Consider the following 23,780-nt stretch of genomic DNA (forward strand, 5'->3'; position numbering starts at 1 on the left):
ATAATTTAAAAGTCAAACCTACATAAATTCGCCTTTACACCCGAGATAATGCGTCGTAATATAAAAGCGAATTTTGTGGTTCCTTTATCCATTTAGATTTTTTGTAATGGAAATATTACTATATAACGTTACTCTCTTTAAGTATAGCGTTCATATTCCTGACGGCTTCGGCGCTCGCTTTAAACGCTTTTTGTTCCGCATCATTGAGTGTCAGAGGTACAATTTTATCCCAACCTTTTTTATTAATAATAACTGGAACACCAATGTTAATATCTTCTTCGCCCATTTCACCTTCTAAATATACGGATGCGGTAAAAAGTTTGTTTTCATTTAGAACTATGCTCTTAACCATTGCTGCGGTGGCTGCTCCAGGAGCGTACCAAGCTGAAGTACCTATTAAAGCAGTTAATGTAGCTCCACCTACCATCGTATTTTTAATGATATCTGCTTGCTCTTCATCGGACAGAAATGCGCTGACTGGAATACTATTCCAAGTTGCTTTACTAATTAAAGGTATCATGGTAGAGTCTCCGTGTCCGCCGATGACAATTGCATTGAGATCTGAAGCGGAAGCGTTTAGTTTAGAGGCTAACTGATATTTAAATCGAGCAGAGTCGAGGGCTCCTCCCATGCCGATGATTCTGTTTTTAGGAAGGCCACTTGTCTTTAGCGCAAGGTATGTCATGGTGTCCATCGGATTGGATACTACAATAATGACAATTTCTGGGGAGTGCTTTATTAGATTTTCAACAACTGACTTAACGATGTTGGCGTTGGTTCCTATTAATTCTTCTCTAGTCATGCCAGGTTTGCGCGGGATCCCAGAAGTGATCACAGCGACCGTGCTGCCTGCAGTCTGACCATAATCATTCGTAACACCTTTTATTTTTGTGTCAAAGCCAAGCAATGCTGCTGTTTGCATCATGTCCTGGGCCTTCCCCTCAGCAACACCTTCTTTAATGTCTAATAATACAACTTCTTCTGCAAAATTACCTCTTGCTATGTTATCTGCAGTAGTGGCTCCTACGGCACCTGCTCCTATGACTGTTATCTTCATACTTTTGTTTTTTATAGACCATTTAGAATAAATGATGTAATCGTATTTATATTAAGTAGTTTGAAAAGACTTTTGACAACTAGATCAACATTCGCTTGATTTCAATAACTAAATATACTTAATATTAATCGTTTTAAAAAGCTCTTGAACAAAACTTTAATGATGCTGTCTAAAAAGTAACCAATAATCGTCATCGCGGACCTGAGGAGTAGCCTGTTCCGGGAATCGGGAACGGTGTAGGGGGCTAATTTGTTTAAATACAGATTGCTTTGCTATGCCATCTGCCTTCGGCAGTCGTCATTCTTTACTGATAAACCGAGCAAAGGAGCTCGTCGAAGACAATCGGTACAAGCTCTACCAATGACAGATTTGTAAACTATGTCGTCTTCTCGACCGAAGTGGAGAGATCTAGAAGCTATATATTAATTCTATACAGTTTGCAGACCTCTCTATTACAATCGAGGTGACGCTTACTGTTATTAAAACTCCGCTGTGTTTGTTAAAAACACTTACCTATAGCAAAGGCGAGAATTTAGACAGCCACACTAAATATCATGAAAAAAGTTCTTGACATCCTTTAAATAACAAACACTTTCAGAAAAAAATACATGGAACCGACAATAGCAGGACAACCATTTAGAAAGGATATCCAATCGCTAAGTTGAAAATCAAATTATCTTTTCGCCACTTGGAACTTCGTAGATCAATATCTTTAAATACCCAACGATCTCCTTTAGGTAGGTACGGAACTCGGAATGGCATTGCGAAATCTGTACGAATAATCAGAAAATCGAAGTCAAAACGTAAACCCGCACCGCCACCGACTGCAAGTTCGGATAAGAATTCTTTTGATAATTTTCCTCCGGGCTTGTTGCTGTCAGCTCTTTGTAACCACACATTCCCAGCATCTACGAATGCTGCCCAATGAACAAAACCAGCAAGCTTAGAGCGATACTCGGTATTTAACTCAAGCTTATAATCCCCCGTCTGATCGGCAAAAAAATTGTTCGCTCCGATATTTTCCGGTGCGGATGAACCCGGTCCAACAGCCCTTGCCCTAAATGCTCTTAGACCGTTAGGACCTCCGGTATAATATTGTTTTAAATAAGGTAAGGCATAGGAGTTGCCGTAAGAATAACTCGTTCCGATCATAAGTCTAGATGCTAGTTGGGCATCCTTACCTAATTTCATATAATGTCTGAAATCTCCTTCAATACGAACGAACTGGCTGTAGACCGTACCAAAAAGAGTACGTGTTTCATCATTTTTATAACTTGCACCTTGAATTAGACCCAACACATTACCCGAAAGATTTATCCCTCCTTTGAAGTAAAAAGTGTGTTTAAGGTTTTGGTCCATCGAATTCGTAAAAGTGTAATTATAGTTTGGTCCAAAAGAAAATTGTGGGTCGACAATACGCTTTAATGTGGGAACCGTATCCATCTGGGCTTGATATTCGGCGGATATATTTCGAGGTTGCACATAAATAATCTCAGCTAAGGTAAGGTCATGTTGTTTTTGGTCGTTTTCTTTCCACATATATCCATAGTTCAGCGTGGACGAGTTGAGTACATAAGCCGTTCTTCTATTTAAGAACTCATAGCCCAGTTTTAAGTACGTTTTGGGGATATAACGTTTGGATGGAGCCCATTTGTAAGGTGATAACAAACGAGGCCATGTAATTCCTACTTCGGCTCCATATCTGTAATAGGCCGAGTTTAAGTTAACTTTTCCGCCTGTCTGCGTTTCGTAGCCTCCAAAAACGTTAAGAGTGACAGTTTCAGCACCCTTAAAAGCGTTGCGTAATGTCCAGGTCACGTTGGCCTCTGAACCATTGTAGACTGTCGCTGTCTTTCCTAAAATTTCAAAGCGTAGTGATTTCTTGGGAAGCGGGGTAAGATAATAGTAGATATCTAGTGTGTTAGCAGAATCCGGATTGTTCTCAAAATTGTTCTTTACAAATTTGAAGGTGTTTAGATTGACCAAATGATTGATGGTTTGGTTATGATCGTGACGATTATAGAGTTCCCCTTTTTCAAAGAAAATATGGTTGGCCAATACCTTTTTACGGAATGTATTTTGTGGATCGATAAAGTAGATGTTTTTGTCATATAATTCCATATTACGTGGATTTCTTCTGGTGTATCCTGAAGAGCCTAAAGTGTAATTGGGGTAAACGTAAATATTTCCGATGCGTTGTGGTTCCTTAGCTTGTGTGGTAGTTTCAGGCTTTATGGTTACAAACATGTCTACTTTATGATTCCCAATGGTGCTATCGACCTCCACTAAAATATTATCAGGATTGAAATAATAATACCCTTTGTTCTTAAGTTCGTTGTCTATTCGTTCACGTTCGCTGATAATTGCATCTAAATTATAATTGGAACCGATGGTCAATAACGACCTGTCTTTTACATCGTAAATGTCGCGACCAATATGAGTAAGGGAATCGATATTGTATGATAAAGAATTGATCCGATATATCTTTCGAGGTATTGCTGTATAGAGAACACGCGCATACTTGCCTTTTACAATGGTGTCTGAGCTTACTGTAGCGTGGAAAAAACCTAGATTTTCCATCCGGTTTCGCAGTAGATTTTCGTTGTATTCTCTATTTACGTCACCTAATAAAACGGGGGCTTCGCCTTGCTTTTTTAACCAGTTACGAACTAAGTTTTTGGAGGTGTCGTAACCACCGCCCATATTCCAGAACAGAAGCTTCCAGGGGACACCTAATGCTTTCTTGTTAGGTTTGGGCATGAGCAGTGACGTCAGATGTTCTTCAAAAGCAATCTTCCGTTCAGGACTCGATATGCTATCCATTTTTAAGACGACTTCTCCACCTGTATATAGTTTTTCACCTTCGGCAATATACTTCGTCGAATTGCATGAAAATACAACCGTGGTGAATGTGAATAATGCGATAATAGGAACTATTCTATTGTTCATCTTGTTTCCTTTCTTCTTCCTCATTTCGGATAGCTGAAATTACTTTTTCAGTTTTTAGCCCCTTATTGGTACTGTCTTTTTTATTTTTACTGGGATCCTGGCCTTTTTGTAGGCGCTCTTCTTTTTCTCGCTCTTGCATTCGTTTACGAAACTCTGGGCTGTGTATCATTAAACTATCCCTTACAACTGTTCGCACACTATCTCGGTAAACCGAATCAGTCTCCATACGTTCGACATTGAATCGTTTTCTGAAGTTACTATTATCACTGTTATAATATTGTTCGAGAGCTTTGGAGCTCATAAAAAGTTCTCTAAATCTATTGTAGCTCATGTTGATGATAAAACCTATACCAGTCTCTACAAATTGGCCTTGAAGCGTGGCTTGATATTGGTTCTTGCGGTATACCCGAGCAAAATAGCGTCCATCTTTTGATAGTTGGTAATCAATTGATATATCTCCGGCAATATTGTTGGGTTTTTCACCTGGTCGGGTATTTCCTTCTACTTCAAAGTTAGAACCCACGGTAATCTTTAATCGGTCATCAAAAAGCATTTTGGAAATACCAACGTTTAGATCTGTACGGTTTTGCCCAGAACCGGTCAGATAATCCTGCTCAGACTGTAGATTGAAGTCTAGTTCGACTCCCTTGATTAAATTGGACGCCAGACTGTTCAATTGACTGGAAAGGAAGGAACTTACAGAACTACGAGCCATACCTTCGACTCCGCCGCCTCCCGAAAGACTTTCAAAAGGATTGGACGACATAAAGCGACCCATGATTATCAACGAGAAAACCTGTTTATTCAGTTCGGCAGGGTCGTCACGAAGCGCTGCAAGACCGATGTTGACCTTCGAAACCACATCTTGTGATACGATAGCATTATTTTCGTCCAAGTCAATATCAAATCGAATATCCGGTTTGAAGAGTTCGCCGGAAAGGATCAATTTTACGTTGAAAGGCACCCGCTGTTTATATAGATTCTGGCTTTCAGTACCAATTTGATTGCTGACTAATTCCAAAGTCGGAAATCGACCTTTGTAAATAGCAGTGATGTCCATTCGAGCATCTAAAGGGTCTCCGTTCCAAATAATCGTGCTCCCCTTCTCAAAGTCGAATTGTTTTTTGATCGGTCCGAAGTTGAAGGAATAATTTCCTTTTTCAACTGTGAATGTGCCGGACATTGTTATTTTTTCACTAGCATCGATCGCTGTATTCAATTCGGCGATACCTTGTATATTCAATGCGTCTTGTGATCCCTCATCGATGATTATTTTGAATTTGGCTTCGCGATCTGTACTTAGATTTAGAGCGAGATCCATTCCAGAAAACTTGGTAGCTGTAGTCATGGAATCTAGTTTGGCAAAAATATTTGCCCTAGTGGTATCACTTTTATCAACGAATTTGACGACTCCCTCACGGTCTGCAATCCCTGGATTTTCATTTGGAACAATAAAGACAAAGTCAGTGTTTTCATTCGCACGTACATCGCCATCAATAACGGGCTTGTTTATATCTCCAGTGATTCTAATATTGGAGGTAATGTTTAATTTGCCGTAAAACAGATCATTATCTTCTCTAGTAGAATTTACTGCTGCAAAATTTTTTGTCGTCAAATTGAGGTTGAAAGCAAAGTCTGAATAGTTTTTGGTTAAAATAGTGCCGTTTAATTTAGCCAGGTTACCTTTCATGTCATTAAGTGCAAACTGACGGAAAGCAATTCCCTGATCATTGAAGATAATTTTTTGATTATCCATCATTAAATCGGCATTTAACATGGATATGTTCATTCGAGCTTTATTAAAAGTCAGATCACCCAAAATCTTTGGTGCGTCCAAACTTCCACCAATTCGTAAAAGACCATTTAGATCGCCTTCGCTATTTTTTAAGTATCCCATACTGAAGGCTTCGATGGTTTTGATTTTAAGTGGTTTTAGCTCTAACTTAGCATTAAAACTGGCTTCGCCTGACGGTGGAGATATATATTCTCCCAACAGTTGTACATTGTTCCCATTTTCGGTTACTTTAACATCTGCCGAGTAGGTGTTTTCCCGCATGTTATCCACTTTGACTAAGACGTTACCAACAGTGTCTTGTCCAAAATAGAATTTTTGGATTTCTAAATCGGACACGAATACAGGATTGCTTTCTAAACGAGATATTGTCGCTGCTCCGTTTATACCCCCTCCGAAATTCAACGTTTCGGATTCCAACATATTGGATAGGGTCTCTATTCGGAAATTGTTAAAAGTCAGGTTGATAGGTGAATTTAAAGTGCTGTCTTGAGATTGAATCATAAACTCTTGACCCTTATAACTTAATTTGAAATCTTGTGCCCGGATACCATCTTTACCAAAACTAATCTGATTTTCAGGAGATATATTCCACTTATCGTAGTTAAGCATTAGACCATCTTCGAAGAGACTGAGCATATAGTTACTTTCATCTACACTCATTTTTGCGCCTAAATGATAACGGTCTTTTTGTGCCTTGTCCTTGATCCAGAGTCCAAAATCCAAATTGTTTTCAATTATTTTTCCACTGAGAACGGTGTTATTCAACTCAATGTTATCCACCTTAATCTTATTAATAAGCGTAGAATAGTACATTGTACTATCTACGGTAATGATATCTAAACCAACATCTCGAACTTCAATACCATCATATATTAATGTCGGAGCTATTAGTTTGGCCATTATGTTTTTCTCTTGACTATTAAAAGTTCCATCCAGCGAGATATCGTCCATTTTTTCAAGTCCCGGGAAGAAATCTCGTAAGAATCTAGAATTATTTAATGTGGCTGAAAACTCGAAGTTCTGATTTTCGTATTTTAATTGCTGTGCAGGCTCATTTTTAGGGTTATAGTAAATCCGGGCAACATCCTGTAAAGAGGATGAAAGCTCTGTTAATTTGTATTTTCCGACTAAATGGGCCCGCAGAAATTCTGATTTTAGAATGAGTGTGTTGCGGTTAGTATCTGCAGCAGCTGTAAGGGCTATGGTATCTAAGGCATATCGAGCATCGTTGTATGCGATTGATGATTGCGAGACAACTAGCTTACCATTGAGGTGATTAAGATCTGCCGTTTTTAAATCTAGATTTACTTTTCCATGGTAACGGAAATTGTCGTCCATGAGTTTGAGATTTTTTAGATTGACAGAGTCAATCATTAGTTCGGCCTTGACCTGAGGATATTGTCCTTGCATATTGGCAGCCATATCCAGATTGAATTTAATATTCGGGTCGCTAGAGTTTATATTTCCTGCGATGTCTCCATTTTTAGCATTTAGATCGAGACGGATATTTCGATATTGGTAACCAAGCGCATCTACTCGATTTATGATGCCATTAATAGCTGCATTCATTGACTTTGGATCTAAACCTTTGCCCTTTACCTGTGCATCTACCGATATTATTCCTAATGTAGAGTCTTGGTTGAGCAAATGCCCTAGATTGAAGTTTGCTATGGAAAGTGTAGCATCGTAAGTTGTATCTTTTCCGGCCATATTGAGATAGCCATTGATCGTGGCATTGCCCTTTTCTGTCAATAGACTCATATTTGCATCAAATCCCTTCATGCCGCCCTTAAAGGTGCCCGATAGCGAAATAGAATTTGGGAATTGAACCGCCATATCTTTAGGCAATATAGATTTAGCAATGAGTCTATCTAAATCTATATTGCTCGTGGTTAGTTTTTTCAGATTAAGATTTATGAACAACTTGTTCATATCGGGGAGTCCCTTTATATCGGCACTGGCTGAGATGTTCGTGTTATCTAATGTTCGAAAGTCTAAAGAGGGGATATGTAGATCATTTAATTTTCCAGTGATGCGACCATCCAGATAGAATTTTTTAGTCATTAGAGGTTGCATGACATCCATTTGTTCGAGATCGGGGACAAAGAAACGGATGTCCGACATATCAATCTGCGTCTTTTTTACTTTGGCATCTATAGATAACAAAGCAGGGGTGTTCGCAACAGCATCTAAGGAAGGGTACGATATTTTGAAGTAATCGCGGATAATAGTATTAGGGGTTTCTGCCAGTAAATTTTGTATGGTGGCACCTGTATTGGTGTAAACAAAATCGGCTCTTAATCGTTTTAAATAAAAGCCAGAATGATCCTTGGCTGTTAAGTTTTGTAATGAGCCGCTAATAGAATCTGCGGAATAATGCAATTGATCGAGTGCACCGGCAAGGTCCGTAATTTTGATGTTAAAATAATCAAAGCCTTTCATTCGGGCTTGATTGTCATCTCTAAAAGCAAAATTTGTTTTATCTATAGCTAGTTTTTCAGTCGATACTACCCAGTTGATCGAGGTGCTGTCTGGTCTTGTAGTTTCCTTTTTAATTGTTTTGCCAAATGTGACATAGGAATCGGACTGATTGAGGATGACTTCACGAAGCTTTACAACTTCATTATTGAGGTCTATGACATCTACATTAGCGGATAGGTTTTTGATATCAAACTTGCTATCCATCGCAGATGAAGCGTCTTGGTAGCGAACGAAAATGTCTTTTAATTGGATGAATTCTGTCCCAATATTTGGTAGCAAAGCTGTCGCATTAGCCGAAGAGTCTGTGATTCCGAAATCTTCCGCTTTAAGAGCCGTGTTTTCTGTCGTAGGTGGCCACTGTTTAATATATGCTGTAAGTCCTTCTATATTTATTTTTGGCATGTCGAAGGTCATGTTTCGCTGCAGGTCAAAGGTTTTGATTCGGGTGTCAAAATGCTTAAGCCAAATATCCGCAGAAGTCCCTATCATATCGTCGGCATAGGCGAAGCGAATCCGGTCAAAGTTGACTTTGTCAATGTTAAAGATAAGGGCTGACGAAGTATCTGGGGCTGTTATATTACTTTCTTTTTCAGAGGTAAAAGCCTTTAGAATATAATCAAAGTTGAATTGACCATCTGGTGAAAATCGCTTTATCTTGGCCGTGATACCTTCTAAATCCAATTCTTGGACCTCAATAGTATTTTTCAATAATTTTAACATATTGATATCTACTACTAATTTTTCGCCAGCGATTAAGGTATCTTTACTTTGGTCTTCAAAATAGATGTTTTCTAAGACCAGTTTCTTGGGGAAAGTAATCTTGACATAACCGATGTTTACTGGGGTGCCGATTTTGGTCTCGAGATAATTTGCGACTTTGCCTGCTATGTAGTTTTGTACTGACGGCAGACGAATTAAGAATATCAGTAAGAGAACTAAAGCTATTACTGAACCAAAAATCCATAGAAAAGTGCGTAATAAAACGCGAGTGAATTTATTCAAACCAACGATTATATATTAATTACAATGCCTTATTATAACGTAAAAATAAGCTAAAAGTTTACTAAATTGTAATTTTTATGGGCGAAAGTCAATAAATTGTAATCCGCTATGATTAATTCCCAAATGTTTCCTAATTATGGTTTCATTATTGTTTGTTAAGGGAATAAAGTTTTTTTATTTTAATATTCACACCGATGAAAGTGCTTATTATTGAAGATGAGATTGAGTTACAACGAAGTATTCAGGATTTCTTGGAAAGAGAACATTTTCTTGTAGAGAGCGCTAATACTTACGAGGCAGGTTTGGACAAGGTACTCAATCATTCTTACGATATCGTATTATTGGATATTATGTTGCCCGGAGGTAATGGATTAGACTTACTAAAAATATTGAAACGTGAAAACAACTCCCATTCCGTACTTATTCTTTCAGCTAAAGATTCGGTGGATGATAAAGTGCTGGGACTTGAAATAGGAGCGGATGATTATTTGGCTAAACCTTTTCATTTCGCTGAACTTTTAGCTAGAATTAAGAGTATTGTGAGACGAAATAGCCAAAAAGGTGATTCGGTGATCCGGTATGAAAACGTTTCATTGGATGTGGATAATAGAACGGTTTTTGTTGAATACCAAGAACTGCAACTTAATAGGAAGGAGTTTGATATGCTATATTATTTTCTGTTGAGACCGAAAAAGCTTTTAGAAAAAACGACACTGGCAGAAACTGTATGGGGTGATCATGCAGATCAAGCTGATAATCTTGATTTTATTTATTCTCAAATAAAGAACTTGCGGAAAAAGCTGAAAGATGCAGGTGCAAATCTAGATATTCAAGCTGTATATGGGGTAGGTTATAAATTAGTGTAATGGCTGTTTCTCTAAAATATTATACCAATCGATTTATTATTGTTGCCATACTTGTTGTTATGGCGGTTTGGGCATTACTATTTTATGCTATCCTCATGGATGAAGTGTATGATAACATCGATGATGGGTTGAAAAATCAAAAAATCGAAATCATAAGGGAAGCTTATGATAATCCGATCATATTGGATAATACCAAGGAATTTGGAATTAACCAATTTCGTATTCTACCGATAGAAAAAAGCGAAGAAGATCTCGATAAAAACCATTTCTCTAAAGAACTTATCTATATGCCTTACGATGAGGAAGATGAGCCTTATCGCGTCTTGCGAACCGGATTTTATAGCAAAGAGGGGAAGCCTTATTCTTTGGAAATTCGAACCTCAACAGTAGAAGAGGACGACTATTTAATTAATTTGGCAATTTCTTTAGGGGTATTATATCTTGTTATAATTCTCAGTATATTGATTATAAATCATTTTGTATTAAGTAGGGCTTGGAGGCCATTTAGATTGACTTTAGATAATCTGAGTAGTTATAGATTTGGTGACACAGCTAGTTTTAATATAATTCGAACGAATGTTAAGGAGTTTGAGGAGTTAAATCGGGAAGTCAAACACATGATTGATCGTAACGAAGCTGTATTTGAAAGCCAAAAGCTCTTTTTGGAAAATGCTTCACACGAATTACAGACACCATTGGCAGTTACTATAAACAAATTAGAGCTTTTAATGGACGATTCAAATCTCACTGAAGAACAGCTTGTTAAAATAGCCGATGCTAAAGCCGCATTGCATAGAATGGTGGGTTTAAATCGATCGCTTTTAATGTTGTCACGTATTGATAATAATCAGTATGCGTCGATAGAGTTTGTAGACTTTGGAGCATTGGTGAGATCTATAGTAGAGGAACTTACTGATATGGCCGATCATAAAGGGGTGCTCATTTCTATCAATGAAAAAGCAGCGTTTAGATTGAATTTTAATATGAACCTCGCTCGTATTTTACTTTCTAATTTATTAAGGAATGCGCTTAAGTACAATGTTAAGGACGGGGAGGTGATGGTTGACATTACTGCTGATAAAATTTCTATAGCAAATGATAGTAATTCAGGAGCCCTTAATCCTGATTATATTTTTGAAAGGTTCTATAAAGGAAGCCAGGATAATAATTCAAATGGCCTAGGCTTATCCATAGTACGGTCTATTCTTGAAAAGCAACATCAGCTAAAGCTTCTCTATTCTTACGAATCAGGAAAACATTTTTTTATACTTCAGAAAATTTTATAATTTTTTTTTGAAAACATTTCTATTCCTAATTGTTTCCTAAGTTGGGTACGAACTTTGAATTATAAAATCAAAATAAGTTAAAAACATGAAACCATCATGATTGATTCAATCGCATCGAGGGATGAATAAATCTGATAGCTTCATCACAAATGAAAAAAATTAAAGGTATGAAAACAATGATTAAATCTTTAATGACTGTAGCACTACTAGTGGTTGCGGTTGTTGCAAATGCGCAAGACAAGGTAATTACGTTTGCGCAATTGCCTAAAAAAGCGCAAAACTTTGTTACTACTTATTATGATGCAGATCAAGTGGTACTTGTAAAAGAAGAAAGTGAGCTATTATCTGGCAAAAGTTATGATGTAAAGCTTAGAGATGGTGTGAAGTTAGAGTTTGATGCTAAAGGGGAGTGGACAGAGGTAGATGCAGAACTTAAAGCTGTCCCCGTGAAAATTGTACCGGCTTCAATTCTTGAATACGTGAAAAAGAGTTTTCCAAATAATGAGATTGTTCAGATTTCGCGTTCTAGTAGAAAATACGGAGTCGAGTTGACAAACGGGATAGATCTAGAGTTTAATAAAAAGGGACAATTTGTTCGTATAGACGATTAATATTTGATGTAATTTAAAGCGATATAAGATGAAAAAAATAATATTAAAACTTAGTTTATTGTTGGCAGTTGCCTTTATTGCTGTGTCATGTGAAAAGGAAGAACTTATTGATGTGAATAATCTTCCGGCCGTAGCCAATACATTTTTAAATGACCACTTTAAGGATGTTAAAGTACTTTCTGTAACTCGGGAAAAAGAAACTTTGTCCGGTACAGAGTATCAGGTGCTTTTGAACAATGGCGTAGAGGTGAAATTTGATAAAAATGGAAATTGGACAGAAGTTGAAGCTCGTGAAAACATGGCGTCTATACCAACTTCATTTGTTTTGAAACCTATCGTGGATTATGTAAAAGATAACTATGATAATGCTGGGATAAACGGTATTGATAAAGAGAAGTATGGATTTGATGTCGAATTGACCAATGGATTAGATTTGGTGTTTGACACGGATGGTAAGTTTGTACGTATTGACGTTAATTAAGTTAAAAAAAGAGGGTTTAATAACCCTCTTTTTTTAACTTAATTAACCTTTTCTAGCAAGTTCTATTTTAGTCTCTATCTCGTTGACTACTTTGTCGACATCTGCGGAACCACCAGATGATTCAAAACGAATAAAACCTTCTTTATCAATAACTACTTTGTGAGGAATTCCAGAAACGCCGTATGCGGTAGTCGTTGCTTTGGTACGATCTTTCATTTCATCAAACAATACATGAAATGTGTAGTTGTTTTTTGTCATGAATTCATTTACCAAATCTTTGTAGTTTTCTTCACGCTGCCAAGTATCTATAAAAAGGAACTCTACATCTTTGTCCGCTTTGTATTTGTTTACTGCTGCCTGCATTCCTGGGAATGACATCACACAAGGGCCGCACCAAGTTGCCCAGAAATCTAATACAACAACTTTTCCTTTGTAATCGGCGAGGGAAACTGTTTTACCCTCTCTATTCACTAAAGAGAATTGTGGAGCCTCTTTTTTTATCATTTCCGATTTGTACTTGGAGACCATTGCGTCCTTGGCTTTGGCTTCAACAGCCGCAAAGTAAGTGTTGAAATCAGCTTTATTGTTATTTAACTTGTTGTAAAGCGGTTGCATTTCTTTCACTACGTCTGCATTTTTACCGTTCTTAACCACAAAATTTTCTAAGGATAGAAAGGCATCCAATTCTTTACCCTGTTTCGCAAAAGCCTTGGCTAACGTCATTACATTGCTAGGAGAACTAGCAGCATATGGAGACGACTTCATTAAGTCTTCCATCACACGAACTGCTTTGTCTACATTGCCTTTTTCTAATAAAGCCTGTGCATAAGTGGGAGCTAATGATCCGTATGCTCTAGCTGCTGCTCCATTTTTTATTTTCGGATCAGTAGACTTGGATGCTTCTAAACCGCTAATATATGCCTCTTCTAAGATCGGAAGAGCAGCGTCATAGTTGCGGTCTTTAATTAAGCCTGAGGTAATCCTGCTCGCATAAGATGCAAAGCTTGGACTAGCTTTAAGTTGATTGATGTAGCTATTGGCTTTGGCGATATTGTTTGCTTTGAAATACAAGGATGCTAAGCTTACTGCCGCTTGATCGTAGATACCTCTATCTTTTTCTTCGAAAGAAGCCGCTGGAAATTGTTTTAACCAAGCGGTATATCCTTTTTCAACAATTTCAGCAGAAGCTTTTTCATCGCCAAAAACTTTTTCGTAAGCTTCAGAGCGCGCTTTAATTCCTTTAGGGAATTTTTTTAGAATAGTTTTATTTATTGCTTCTGCTTTGTCTTCTTGTTCTAGGCTTTGATATACCCTGGCAGCCATGGATACAAAGCTCTCATTCTTGCTTTTTGACATAGCCAGGGCTTCTTTTCCTAGCTCTACCTTAGATGCTTCATCGCCTTTTTGGAATAATCCGTTCAGGTGTTTTAACAAATCATCCATTTTGACATCTTTCTGCTTAGCCATTTGGGCATGTGCAGAAGAAAAGGCGATTCCAGCACTTAAAAGTGCAATTGATAAGATTTTCTTATTCATCAGTCTATAATTTTTTCTCAAATATAAATTGAAATGTATTTGTTTATCTATTGTAAGTAATTTATTACACCTACTTTTTAAGGCTGAATTTATAAATTATCGTCTGATCAAGCTCTTCACCAGGGGCTAAGATCACGTTAGGGAAGTTTTTTTGATTAGGGCTATCGGGGTAATGCTGTGCTTCAAAACAGAATCCGCCATGCCGTAAATAGCGGTGGCCAGACTTTCCTAAATCATTGGAAAGAAAATTCCCTGTATAGAGGTGTATACTAGGTTGGCTTGTAAAGACTTCTAATAATATCCCGCTTTCCTGAGAATAGGCAGTTGCAGCAGCAGTACTTATCGTTGATTGATTGACAAAGCCATGATCATAACCTTGCGCATATTGTAGTTGTTCTTCGGGACTATGGATATTCTCAACTATCTTTTTTGGTTCCCTGAAATCAAAGGCCGTGTTTTCTACAGAGAACACTTCTCCGGTAGGGATTTGCTTGCTGTTGATAGGTATGTATTCCGTAGAAGGGATCTGTAGGATGTGATTAAGTACGTCGCCATTGCCCTCGCCATTCAGATTGAAATAGGCATGGTTTGTCAGATTGATGACAGTCGTTTTATCTGTAGTGGCTCGAAAGCGAATTTTGATCTCGTTTTCATTGGTCAATTCATAACTAACATTGACCTTTACAGTACCTGGAAAACCCTCCTCTCCATCAAGGGAGATGTAACAAAAATCGACTTGTTTTTGCAAACTCACCTGTCTATCCCATACCTTTGTGTGAAAGCCATTGGGGCCACCATGGAGTGAATTCTCCCCATTGTTTTGTGCTAATGTATAAGGAGTATTGTCTATTTTGAAAGAACCATGAGCAATTCGATTGGCATATCTCCCGATTGTAGCTCCATGATACTGTTCGCCTGCATTGATATATCCCGTTAAGGTATCAAACCCTAAGACTACATCAACAAGGTTGCCATGTTTGTCTGGGACTAAAGCACTTACTAAGCGAGCCCCATAATCACTTAAGGCAATTTGCATACCTGCACGGTTTACGAAAGTCAGCAGGTGCGTATTTTTATTATTTAAGCAGCTTTCGAAAGCTTTTGTATCAGGAAGTTTGTAGATTGTCATGACTTGAATTGTTTCTATAAAAATAGCAATTATTTAGTTAGTCCGAAAGTTTAATACGTGTCATTCTCCCAGAATTAACCCACTAATGGAGATATAATATGCAGGTAGATTCAAGCTGATTTTTCCTGTAGGTATTCGCGAATTCAAAGCATTTTATATAAGTTTGCCCTAGAAAATCCATAATATTGATGAACTGGAAACAACTTTTGTCTGCAAAAAGATGGGGGTACGAAGATCGTATTCCGAATGAACAATTTGATGCAAGATCTGAATTTCAGCGTGATTACGACCGGTTGATCTTCTCTTCTCCGTTCCGTCGGCTGCAGAATAAAACCCAAGTTTTTCCCTTGCCAGGTGCTGTTTTTGTTCATAATAGATTGACACATAGTTTGGAAGTGGCGTCTGTCGGGCGCTCTTTAGGTAGGTTGTTCTATAACCTGATGAAAAAGCAGAACCCGGATATTGATGCAGAGGTGCCTTATTTACAAGAGGTAGGCAATATTATATCATCTGCTTGTCTTTCGCACGATTTGGGAAATCCAGCCTTTGGCCACTCGGGAGAAGCTGCTATATCGTCCTTTTTTACCCAAGGAGCAGGCCAGAAATATCAAGAGCATGTTTCGGCAAAGCAGTGGGCGGACTTAACTCATTTTGAAGGGAATGCGAATGCATTAAGGATACTAACCCATGCTTTCAGTGGTAAGGACGAAAAAGGCTATGCGCTCACTTACTCGACATTAGCTTCTATCGTCAAATATCCATGTTCGGCAATTGATGGTCATATAAAAGGTAATCATCATCGTAAGAAATACGGTTTTTTTGAGGGAGAAAAGGTTGTTTTTGATAAAATAGCTGTGGAATTGGGGCTGGAAAAGGATCCGACTAATCCCAATGGCTATTTACGACACCCTCTAGTGTATCTTGTTGAGGCCGCAGATGATATCTGTTATAATATTATTGATCTCGAAGATGCGCACCACCTCAAGATATTGTCTTACAAAGAAGTCGAAGAACTCTTGTTGCCTCTTTGTGGAGGAGAGGAGTTGAGGAATAGGCTTGACGGACTAAAAGATTCCGGGAGCCGGGTGGAGTTGTTGCGTGCTAAAGCTATAAACACATTGATAAATGGCTGTGCCGAAGTGTTTACAAATAATCAAGACAAGTTTCTGTCGGGGACATTTGAAAGTTCGTTGATTGACGCGTTGTCTCCCGAGATTGTAAGTCAGATGAAAAGGATAGAAAAAGTTTCGGTTTCAGAGATTTACAATGCTTCTACGGTAGTTCAAATCGAAATAGCAGGATATAAAGTGATGAATGCTTTGCTTGAAGAATTTGTTCCTTCCTATCTGAAAACAAACAAAACTATGTTTGATCGTAAGATTGTAGCTATGATTCCCGCGCAATTTCATACAGAAAAGGAAGATGCGTATTCTAAAATTCGAGCTGTATTGGATTTTGTTTCCGGAATGACGGATGTGTACGCGGTAGACCTGTATCGTAAAATAAAGGGAATTTCCATCGCGTCGCTCGACTAAGGTTTGTCGACTATTGGAAATAGAAGAACGGAGATTAGAAATAAGGAATAACGTGATAGTATAGAGGTTGTGTCTCGATACACAACCCTCGATACGTAATACTATAATATGAAGGTAGTAATAGCAGAGAAACCCTCTGTCGCGAGAGATCTAGCCCGAGTGATGGGGGCAAAGGAAGTAAAGGATGGATACATAGCAGGAAATGGTTATGCTTTTACCTATGCATTTGGACATTTAGTACAATTGTGCACGCCACAGGCTTATGGTTATCATAACTGGTCCGTTTCCAATTTACCCATCATTCCTAATAAGTTTGAGCTAGAAGTCAAAAAGGTCCGTAAAGACGGCAAGCAGATCGATGATGGAGGTGCTTTGAAGCAAATTCAAATTATCAAAGGATTACTTGATCAGGCGGAAGAAATCATTGTCGCGACGGATGCTGGACGTGAAGGGGAATTGATCTTTCGCAATATATATTATTTTCTAGGCTCTAAAGTACCTTTTCGACGATTGTGGATATCTTCACAAACAGATAAAGCGATTAAAGAAGGATTTGCTAATCTAAAAGGGGGACAAGAGTATGATAGTCTTTATGAATCTGCTCGATCTCGATCAGAATCAGATTGGTTAATTGGGATTAATGCGACCCAAGCTATTACACTAGCAGCTGGTAACAAGGGGTTACTTTCGTTGGGGAGAGTTCAAACTCCTACATTGGCGATGATCTGTTCTCGTTATCTGGAGAATAAGGATTTTAAGCCTCAGGCTTTTTACAAGATCCAAGCTGGATTTGAAAAAGATAGTATCGCTTTTAAAGCAACGTCAGATAAAATTGAGAAAAAAGATGTTGCAGAAGAAGCTATATCGAAAATCAATATTGGAACAGAAGCTAAGGTTGTTAAAGTTGAAGCAAAAGAAACAAAGGAGCAGCCTCCACTACTCTTTGATCTGACTTCATTGCAACAAGACGCAAATAAAAAGTATGGTTACTCTGCTGATCAGACACTTGGTATTGCACAGACATTATACGAAAAGAAGGTGATTACCTATCCCAGGACAGGATCTAGATATATAGGGGAGGATGTCTTCGAGCAGATCGATCCCCTTTTTCAGCATTTGGCAAATACTGCTGAAGAAGGAATCGCGGCTATATCTGGGAATTTAATAGGAGCTAAGCTCAATAAACGTTCTGTGGATGATAAAAAAGTGACGGACCACCATGCGCTATTAGTGACCGATGAGAAACCTGGTCCTATGCTCAAAGAACAGCAGAATATTTATAATATGATAGCTAAGCGCATGGTCGAGAGCTTTTCAGAAGTCTGTCTGAAAGATATTACAACGGTAACTATCGATGCGAACGGAGTAGAGTTGATCGCTAAGGGAACAGTAATAAGGCAATATGGATGGCGGTTGTCTGCTGATCAAATTGAGGTAAATGATGACGAGAAAAACTCGGACGATCAAGACAATGAAAATGCACAACTCCCGAAATTAATAGCCGAAGAGTTATTAGAGATACTATCTCTAGAGTTATCTGAGCGTTTTACCAAAGCAAAGCCTATCCATACCGAAGCTTCATTGCTTAAGGCTATGGAAACATCCGGAAAGGAAATTGAGGATGAGGAAATGCGCCAAGCTATGAAGGATTGCGGACTCGGAACACCTGCGACTCGTGCTGCAACTATTGAAACTTTGTTTCAAAGAGAGTATATCAAGCGGGATAAAAAGAAACTTGTTCCAACAGATAAGGGGCTCGCTGTTTATAATCTCGTCAAAGATAGATCGATAGCTAAAGTGACATTGACCGGGAAATGGGAACAAAAGTTGGAGGAAATGCGGGCTAATAAGGTGTCTTATGATGTTTTTATGAAACATATTAAGGACTATACTGCAAAAATTACCAAAGAGTTGTTGCAGCTTCGCATATCCATTGCACAGGAGGAAATCAAGCCACAGCAAAAGGGAAAAATAAAGTGCCCGAAATGTCAGCCCGGAAATATTCAGCTTTATGATAAAGTAGCGCAATGTGATCATTATGCACGAGGCTGTGACTTTAAAATATGGAGGACATTGAACGGTGTTTTTTTGGAAGAAAAAGAAATGAAAAACTTGCTGGAAAAAGGAAGGACCTCAGAATTGAAGGGGCTGCTAACCAAGGAAGGGCAGGTGGTAAATGCTTCTTTAGTCTTTCAAGATTTTAAAGTAAACGTAGTATAGCATTAAGAAGGAAATCTATGGTCAAATTAGAGTCAATCCTTTCGTATAGTCGTAAATTAAAAATGTAAAACTCTACCTTTGCGGCTTATGACAACAAAACTGTACAACCCCTTTATAGATTTTAAGTTCGATCTACACACCTGTTTTTTAACAGGTGAGACATTGAGCTCTGATGAAGAGCGTATCCAGGTTTTTCCGGTCTGGATGATGCGTTCTTTCGATTTGGAAGAAAAGCCTTTCAAATTACTCGATGAAAGTATGATTACCTATAATAAATTGCAATTGCCATGTTCAATAGGTGCTTCCTTACATATCGAGAGAGTTGAGAAAGAGGTAGAAGAGGCGATGAAGACGGGATACGATGCGGTTAGTCAGTTGGATCAGATCACACTATTTCAATGGATTTCAAAAATATTGTATGGTGTGGTGTTTAATGAGATCCAGGTCGGAATTAGACAATCGATGTTGACTGGCGAGGAAATGAATTTTTCTCAAGCCTTGGTGCATAAGTTTAGGAATCTACATGCGATGATGCAATCGTTGTATATCCCTATGGAATTTGAGCATAGAAACCCTTTCGATATCCGGGTGTTTCCTGTAAACAATGCCCCAGATACATTTTTGTACCGAGATGAAATCAATACGCTGATCTTTTCGTTACGTATGGGGGATTTTGCGATTATTGCAACTCTACAGGATAATGGGACTAATGCAATCTATCACGAGGATGCATTGCAAAATATAGGTGGGCAAGTGCTCCACCCAATCCAATTTGAAGAGATATGCGCCCGCTACTTTTATTCTGCTTATCTGTTTAATCGTTTGCCGGAATATACCTATATGGAAACTCCGCTTGCAGTTTTCGTAGAACCGATGCCTTTGACCGATTGGACATTGAAACCAATATTTGATAATTGGCAGGTTAAAACGTATGGTCAGGTGCTAGAAAACTTCTGGAAGCCATGGGGACATACCTTATTCGAAATTATTAAAGATCCGGAGCGTCCAATGACTTTTTTAACGGATGAAAACGGTGTTTTTAAAAATGTTGAAAATTTAACGAAAGGATAAATCGACCTTACTCTCCATATTTATAATCGATATTTTTTTTGTTTTTGATATTCAAATAGTTTTATTAACTTAAACCTACAAAGAGTAGAGTTATGAGGGTTGGAATTATTATTGTGCTGTGTATATGGGGGGTAGCTTCGGATGCAAAAGAAAAAAAATTGAATTCGTATCAAGATACAAGTATTGTGGCTGATATTGATATGGCCCCACAGTTTAAGGGAGGTATTAACGCTTGGAGTAGATTCTTGCAGAATAATCTAAATGTAAGTAATCTAGCCCAAAATATGGATAGTACCGAGTATGTAACTTACGGTGTACGACAAACAGCAATATTGGAATTCACAGTTTGCGAAGATGGGGCTGTATGTGATATTACCGTTGTTAATAAGGATAAAATAAGTCCGGATTTTGCTAAAGAGGTTTTACGGGTTATGAAGAGGTCTCCGAAATGGATTTCAGCAACCAAAGAAGGTGTTCCTGTTCGTACAAAATTTAAACAGTCAATAAGGGCTATATTAGACTAATAAAAGCATGTCTTTTTGGAACAAAGTAAAGAGAATTATTTCTTCTGGCGCAGAACTAGAAAATGAAAAGAATAAAGACGAAAATAATTCGATCGAAAGTGAGGTGACTGCTGGTGGATCTAGAGTGTATCGCTATGAGGATACCGATGAGGGAGATCGAGGATTTTCATTTCCTGAGGTAGTCTGTGTTTATTTGGAAGAAATAGAGCAACATTTGTCTAAATATATTGGGGCACCGGATATGGTTTTCCATGAAATTATTTCTGATTTGGTACATATTGATGTGCATTGGATTAAACCATCTGCAGAATATCCTTTTAATATATTGGTCACCTCAGGTATGAGTGATTTTCCGATGACTGTTTCTGATGAAATCGAAGATAAGGAAGAGTATGAGCGAGCTGAGCTAATGGTTGTGTTGCCTGTTGATTGGAAAATTGGTGATGAGGATTTTCAAGATAACAACAATTACTGGCCCGTGTATTTTCTCAAGATGTTAGCTCGTTTTCCACATGAGTACAAAACATGGCTTGGTTATGGTCACACGATACCGAATGGGATGGATGCTGAACCTATCGCTAACACGGGATTTGGCTGTATGTTGTTATTGCCTCCGTTTCTATCTTTTGAAGATGATTTCCTTTGTATGAAAGCCCGTGATGGAAAGGTAATTAATTTTTACGCTGTTATCCCGCTATTCACGAATGAGATGGAATTTAAGCTTGAAATGGGCACAGAAGCATTATTAGACAAATTTGATGAGTTTGGTGTGTCTGAACTCATTGATATAAATAGATCCAGTGTTGTGTCTTAATAGAAGTTGCCGGATTATTTTTTCTTTTTTGTTTTTTTTGTTGAACCTGAATTAAGGTTTTTTTTTGATTTTTTTTCAAGCTCTTTATTAAATATCCAAATCATTATTGAAGGACCCAATACTGGAATTATTAATGCTAAGAAAGTAATTATAAGTTGTCCACCGGTAGCACTGTTTAATTTAAAAAGACGGAACAGCATTATTCCGGTGAGAGCCATGTGGATTACGAGAACTATATTTACCAGAGTTGCTTTGTCAAATTCCATTTATTGATAAGTTTTGTTCAAACCTACATAAATTCGCCTTTACACGCAATATAATTGTGTCGTAATATAAAAGCGAATTTTGTAGCTCTCCTCATCCATTTAGATTCTTTTAATAGAGGAAAAATAGGTGAGTTGTTTTGGAATGTCAATCTCAAAAAAATATTTCTGTCTAACATCTAACACATTTAATTTTTATTGATTAGTTTTGTTTTCAATCGAATAACATATAACCGTTCCCGTGGCATTAGTATTTAAAGATGATCGTCCTGTCGTTAGATTAAGAGCATTCCGTGCTATCGATGACCCTAAAACTTGTGAACGTTTTATTGAGGGGCATGCGCACGTCTTGACTGCGATCGGAGTAAAGAAAGTTACCTCGTCCAAAAATGATTGGATGTACAATCCTGCAGCTTTTGTTTTAATCGTTGAGTCTCTTGATGGTGAAAACGTATATGGAGGAGCTCGGATACATGTCGCTGGTGGTTCTCAGCCACTCCCTATTGAAGAAGCTACGGGAAATATGGATGCTAAGATCTTTGATCTTGTTTGGGATTATGCGCAAGATGGGACTGGAGAGGGATGTGGTCTGTGGAATTCAAGGGAGATTGCCGGTTATGGTATCGGGAGTATCTTCTTGACAAGAGCTGCCATTGCAATAGCACCGCAAATCGGTATTAAATCTTTGTTTGCCCTTTGTGCGCCCTATACGATAAGTCTAACGAAGAGTGTCGGCTATAGACAAGAAACAAGTGTTGGGAATAATGGAACTTTTTATTATCCTAAACTAGATCTTTTGGCTACAACTATGATTCTCGACGATGTACAAACCTTAGATCTTGCATCTGAAGAGGATAAAAAGGCAATTATGGCTCTACGTGAGAATCAAAACTGTGTGAGGATAGAAGTCTTAAGATCGAAAGAAATCGAAATTCAATACAAGCTCGATTTGGATGGTATGGACCAGTGGGATTTGAAGAAAATTATTGCTAATACAAAAAAAAGAACTACGTTAGAAGTCGACATCAATGATGATGACATTCAAATAATGTAAAAAGCTATTTACCGAGAGAACATGATTGATGAATTAGATAATAAATTTCCTTATAAAGTATTATTTCTTAGGCTTTCAAATGTTGCTGATAAAGACCAATTTAAAAGGCTTCAAGAAGATGGTGAGATTGCTTTTACATATGATGAAATCGAGCGACAGCTTAAGGAGTTAGTTCGGTGTCGTTATCCTATGGGATTAAGTCTTGAAGATGAGCAACGGTATATTAAAGAGTTGTTAGAAGAAAAAACTCTTGACGAATATGGCGTTTGGGTTTATTACTCTTGGCGTAAATCAATAGTTCATATTTTAGATGAAGATGAATTTATAGAGGTAAGAACAAATAGAAATCAGCTTAAGATTTCTAAAGAAGAGCATAAGGTTTTATCAAGTAAGAAAATAGGTGTCATAGGTCTATCTGTAGGACAGTCTATCGCGTTAACCATCGCTATGGAGCGGATATGTGGTGTTTTGAGATTAGCAGATTTTGACACGCTGGATCTAAGCAATATGAATAGATTGCGTACGGGAGTATTTAATCTGTCAGTGCCAAAGGTCGTTATTGCTGCAAGAGAAATTGCCGAGATAGACCCTTACTTAAAAGTAGAACTTTTTCCTGAAGGTGTAAATAGTGATAATTATGAGCGTTTTTTTTACGAGCATGGAGGAATCGATGTGCTAGTTGAGGTTTGTGATAGCTTCGAAGTGAAAATGGAAAGCAGATTTAGAGCAAAGGAAGCTAGAATACCTGTTGTAATGGATACGAACGATCGTGGTATGTTAGATATTGAAAGATTCGATTTGGAACCTAACCGTCCGATTTTGCACGGCTTTGTTCAAGATTTGACGTTAGAAAAATTGAAGACATTAAGCGATATTGAAAAACTCAAGTATCTGATGCAAATTGTAGACGCCGAAAATCTTTCGTCGAAAATGAAAGAGTCTATTCCTGAGATGAGACGAAGTATTGTTTCTTGGCCTCAATTAGCCTCAGAAGTTATTTTAGGAGGAGCAATGACTACTGCAGTGTGTCGAAGAATTTTGCTGGGGCGAAATGTCAATTCTGGACGTTATTATTTAGATGTTGAACAAATAGTAGGTGGTTAGAT

At 37.9% G+C, this 23,780-nt stretch carries 17 protein-coding genes; 11 read left to right on the forward strand and 6 right to left on the reverse strand.

Annotated elements, in window-relative coordinates:
- Positions 1-118: 118 nt before the first annotated feature.
- The 3 genes from G7B18_RS08500 to G7B18_RS08510 all read right to left on the reverse strand — a co-directional run bounded on the left by G7B18_RS08500 (position 119) and on the right by G7B18_RS08510 (position 9,284).
- Positions 119-1,057: a malate dehydrogenase gene (locus tag G7B18_RS08500; RefSeq protein WP_164122360.1), complete on the reverse strand. Its 939-nt coding sequence runs from the start codon at positions 1,055-1,057 to the stop codon at positions 119-121.
- Between the two features lie 636 nt (positions 1,058-1,693).
- Positions 1,694-4,006: a BamA/TamA family outer membrane protein gene (locus G7B18_RS08505; RefSeq protein WP_240452808.1), complete on the reverse strand. Its 2,313-nt coding sequence runs from the start codon at positions 4,004-4,006 to the stop codon at positions 1,694-1,696.
- Positions 3,996-9,284, reverse strand: coding sequence for a translocation/assembly module TamB (locus G7B18_RS08510; protein ID WP_164122361.1), 5,289 nt, complete (start codon positions 9,282-9,284; stop codon positions 3,996-3,998). Before G7B18_RS08510 ends, G7B18_RS08505 begins: the two co-directional genes overlap by 11 nt.
- Positions 9,285-9,478: 194 nt before the next feature.
- On the opposite strand from G7B18_RS08510, the gene G7B18_RS08515 reads away from it, so the two are divergent.
- The 4 genes from G7B18_RS08515 (at position 9,479) to G7B18_RS08530 (ending at position 12,528) form a co-directional block, all read left to right on the forward strand.
- A complete protein-coding gene (locus tag G7B18_RS08515) occupies positions 9,479-10,150 on the forward strand; it encodes a response regulator transcription factor (RefSeq protein ID WP_164122362.1) in 672 nt (223 codons plus the stop codon).
- Positions 10,150-11,436, forward strand: coding sequence for a sensor histidine kinase (locus G7B18_RS08520; RefSeq protein ID WP_164122363.1), 1,287 nt, complete (start codon positions 10,150-10,152; stop codon positions 11,434-11,436). The genes G7B18_RS08515 and G7B18_RS08520 overlap by 1 nt, the downstream gene beginning before the upstream one ends.
- Before the next feature lie 167 nt (positions 11,437-11,603).
- Positions 11,604-12,047, forward strand: coding sequence for a PepSY-like domain-containing protein (locus tag G7B18_RS08525; protein WP_164122364.1), 444 nt, complete (start codon positions 11,604-11,606; stop codon positions 12,045-12,047).
- 28 nt (positions 12,048-12,075) lie between these two features.
- Complete coding sequence (locus tag G7B18_RS08530; RefSeq protein WP_164122365.1) at positions 12,076-12,528, forward strand: PepSY-like domain-containing protein; 453 nt, start codon at positions 12,076-12,078, stop codon at positions 12,526-12,528.
- A gap of 42 nt (positions 12,529-12,570) precedes the next feature.
- Here G7B18_RS08530 and G7B18_RS08535 read toward each other — a convergent pair whose 3' ends face one another.
- Positions 12,571-14,064, reverse strand: coding sequence for a TlpA disulfide reductase family protein (locus G7B18_RS08535; protein WP_164108605.1), 1,494 nt, complete (start codon positions 14,062-14,064; stop codon positions 12,571-12,573).
- A 70-nt stretch (positions 14,065-14,134) separates the two neighbouring features.
- On the reverse strand, positions 14,135-15,193 hold the full coding sequence (locus G7B18_RS08540; protein ID WP_164108604.1) for an aldose epimerase family protein: 1,059 nt from the start codon (positions 15,191-15,193) through the stop codon (positions 14,135-14,137).
- A 188-nt stretch (positions 15,194-15,381) separates the two neighbouring features.
- Between G7B18_RS08540 and G7B18_RS08545 the strand changes: the two genes are divergently transcribed.
- The 5 genes from G7B18_RS08545 (at position 15,382) to G7B18_RS08565 (ending at position 21,357) form a co-directional block, all read left to right on the forward strand.
- Positions 15,382-16,728, forward strand: coding sequence for a deoxyguanosinetriphosphate triphosphohydrolase (locus G7B18_RS08545; protein ID WP_164108603.1), 1,347 nt, complete (start codon positions 15,382-15,384; stop codon positions 16,726-16,728).
- 108 nt (positions 16,729-16,836) lie between these two features.
- Positions 16,837-18,948: a type IA DNA topoisomerase gene (locus G7B18_RS08550; protein ID WP_164108602.1), complete on the forward strand. Its 2,112-nt coding sequence runs from the start codon at positions 16,837-16,839 to the stop codon at positions 18,946-18,948.
- Between the two features lie 87 nt (positions 18,949-19,035).
- Entirely contained in the window at positions 19,036-20,019 is a 984-nt protein-coding gene (locus tag G7B18_RS08555; protein ID WP_164108601.1) for a hypothetical protein, read from the forward strand.
- A gap of 92 nt (positions 20,020-20,111) precedes the next feature.
- On the forward strand, positions 20,112-20,543 hold the full coding sequence (locus G7B18_RS08560; RefSeq protein ID WP_164108600.1) for an energy transducer TonB: 432 nt from the start codon (positions 20,112-20,114) through the stop codon (positions 20,541-20,543).
- Positions 20,544-20,550: 7 nt separating this feature from the next.
- Positions 20,551-21,357: a suppressor of fused domain protein gene (locus tag G7B18_RS08565; RefSeq protein WP_164108599.1), complete on the forward strand. Its 807-nt coding sequence runs from the start codon at positions 20,551-20,553 to the stop codon at positions 21,355-21,357.
- 14 nt (positions 21,358-21,371) lie between these two features.
- Here G7B18_RS08565 and G7B18_RS08570 read toward each other — a convergent pair whose 3' ends face one another.
- Entirely contained in the window at positions 21,372-21,623 is a 252-nt protein-coding gene (locus G7B18_RS08570) for a hypothetical protein (RefSeq protein ID WP_164122366.1), read from the reverse strand.
- Between the two features lie 238 nt (positions 21,624-21,861).
- Between G7B18_RS08570 and G7B18_RS08575 the strand changes: the two genes are divergently transcribed.
- Both G7B18_RS08575 and G7B18_RS08580 read left to right on the forward strand, forming a co-directional pair.
- Entirely contained in the window at positions 21,862-22,674 is an 813-nt protein-coding gene (locus tag G7B18_RS08575; RefSeq protein WP_164108597.1) for a hypothetical protein, read from the forward strand.
- 21 nt (positions 22,675-22,695) lie between these two features.
- Positions 22,696-23,778, forward strand: a complete 1,083-nt coding sequence (locus G7B18_RS08580) for a ThiF family adenylyltransferase (RefSeq protein WP_164108596.1) — start codon at positions 22,696-22,698, stop codon at positions 23,776-23,778.
- Positions 23,779-23,780: the final 2 nt, after the last annotated feature.

Source organism: Sphingobacterium sp. xlx-130, from assembly GCF_011007405.1.
In the GTDB taxonomy this organism is placed as follows: domain Bacteria; phylum Bacteroidota; class Bacteroidia; order Sphingobacteriales; family Sphingobacteriaceae; genus Sphingobacterium; species Sphingobacterium luzhongxinii.

What these genes read in the sequence shown, in the direction of transcription:
- G7B18_RS08500 (WP_164122360.1), bottom strand. Translation starts at nt 1,057, where the DNA reads ATGAAGATAACAGTCATAGGAGCAGGTGCCGTAGGAGCCACTACTGCA.
- G7B18_RS08505 (WP_240452808.1), bottom strand. Translation starts at nt 4,006, where the DNA reads ATGAACAATAGAATAGTTCCTATTATCGCATTATTCACATTCACCACG.
- G7B18_RS08515 (WP_164122362.1), top strand. Translation starts at nt 9,479, where the DNA reads ATGAAAGTGCTTATTATTGAAGATGAGATTGAGTTACAACGAAGTATT.
- G7B18_RS08520 (WP_164122363.1), top strand. Translation starts at nt 10,150, where the DNA reads ATGGCTGTTTCTCTAAAATATTATACCAATCGATTTATTATTGTTGCC.
- G7B18_RS08525 (WP_164122364.1), top strand. Translation starts at nt 11,604, where the DNA reads ATGAAAACAATGATTAAATCTTTAATGACTGTAGCACTACTAGTGGTT.
- G7B18_RS08530 (WP_164122365.1), top strand. Translation starts at nt 12,076, where the DNA reads ATGAAAAAAATAATATTAAAACTTAGTTTATTGTTGGCAGTTGCCTTT.
- G7B18_RS08535 (WP_164108605.1), bottom strand. Translation starts at nt 14,064, where the DNA reads ATGAATAAGAAAATCTTATCAATTGCACTTTTAAGTGCTGGAATCGCC.
- G7B18_RS08540 (WP_164108604.1), bottom strand. Translation starts at nt 15,193, where the DNA reads ATGACAATCTACAAACTTCCTGATACAAAAGCTTTCGAAAGCTGCTTA.
- G7B18_RS08545 (WP_164108603.1), top strand. Translation starts at nt 15,382, where the DNA reads ATGAACTGGAAACAACTTTTGTCTGCAAAAAGATGGGGGTACGAAGAT.
- G7B18_RS08550 (WP_164108602.1), top strand. Translation starts at nt 16,837, where the DNA reads ATGAAGGTAGTAATAGCAGAGAAACCCTCTGTCGCGAGAGATCTAGCC.
- G7B18_RS08555 (WP_164108601.1), top strand. Translation starts at nt 19,036, where the DNA reads ATGACAACAAAACTGTACAACCCCTTTATAGATTTTAAGTTCGATCTA.
- G7B18_RS08560 (WP_164108600.1), top strand. Translation starts at nt 20,112, where the DNA reads ATGAGGGTTGGAATTATTATTGTGCTGTGTATATGGGGGGTAGCTTCG.
- G7B18_RS08565 (WP_164108599.1), top strand. Translation starts at nt 20,551, where the DNA reads ATGTCTTTTTGGAACAAAGTAAAGAGAATTATTTCTTCTGGCGCAGAA.
- G7B18_RS08570 (WP_164122366.1), bottom strand. Translation starts at nt 21,623, where the DNA reads ATGGAATTTGACAAAGCAACTCTGGTAAATATAGTTCTCGTAATCCAC.
- G7B18_RS08580 (WP_164108596.1), top strand. Translation starts at nt 22,696, where the DNA reads ATGATTGATGAATTAGATAATAAATTTCCTTATAAAGTATTATTTCTT.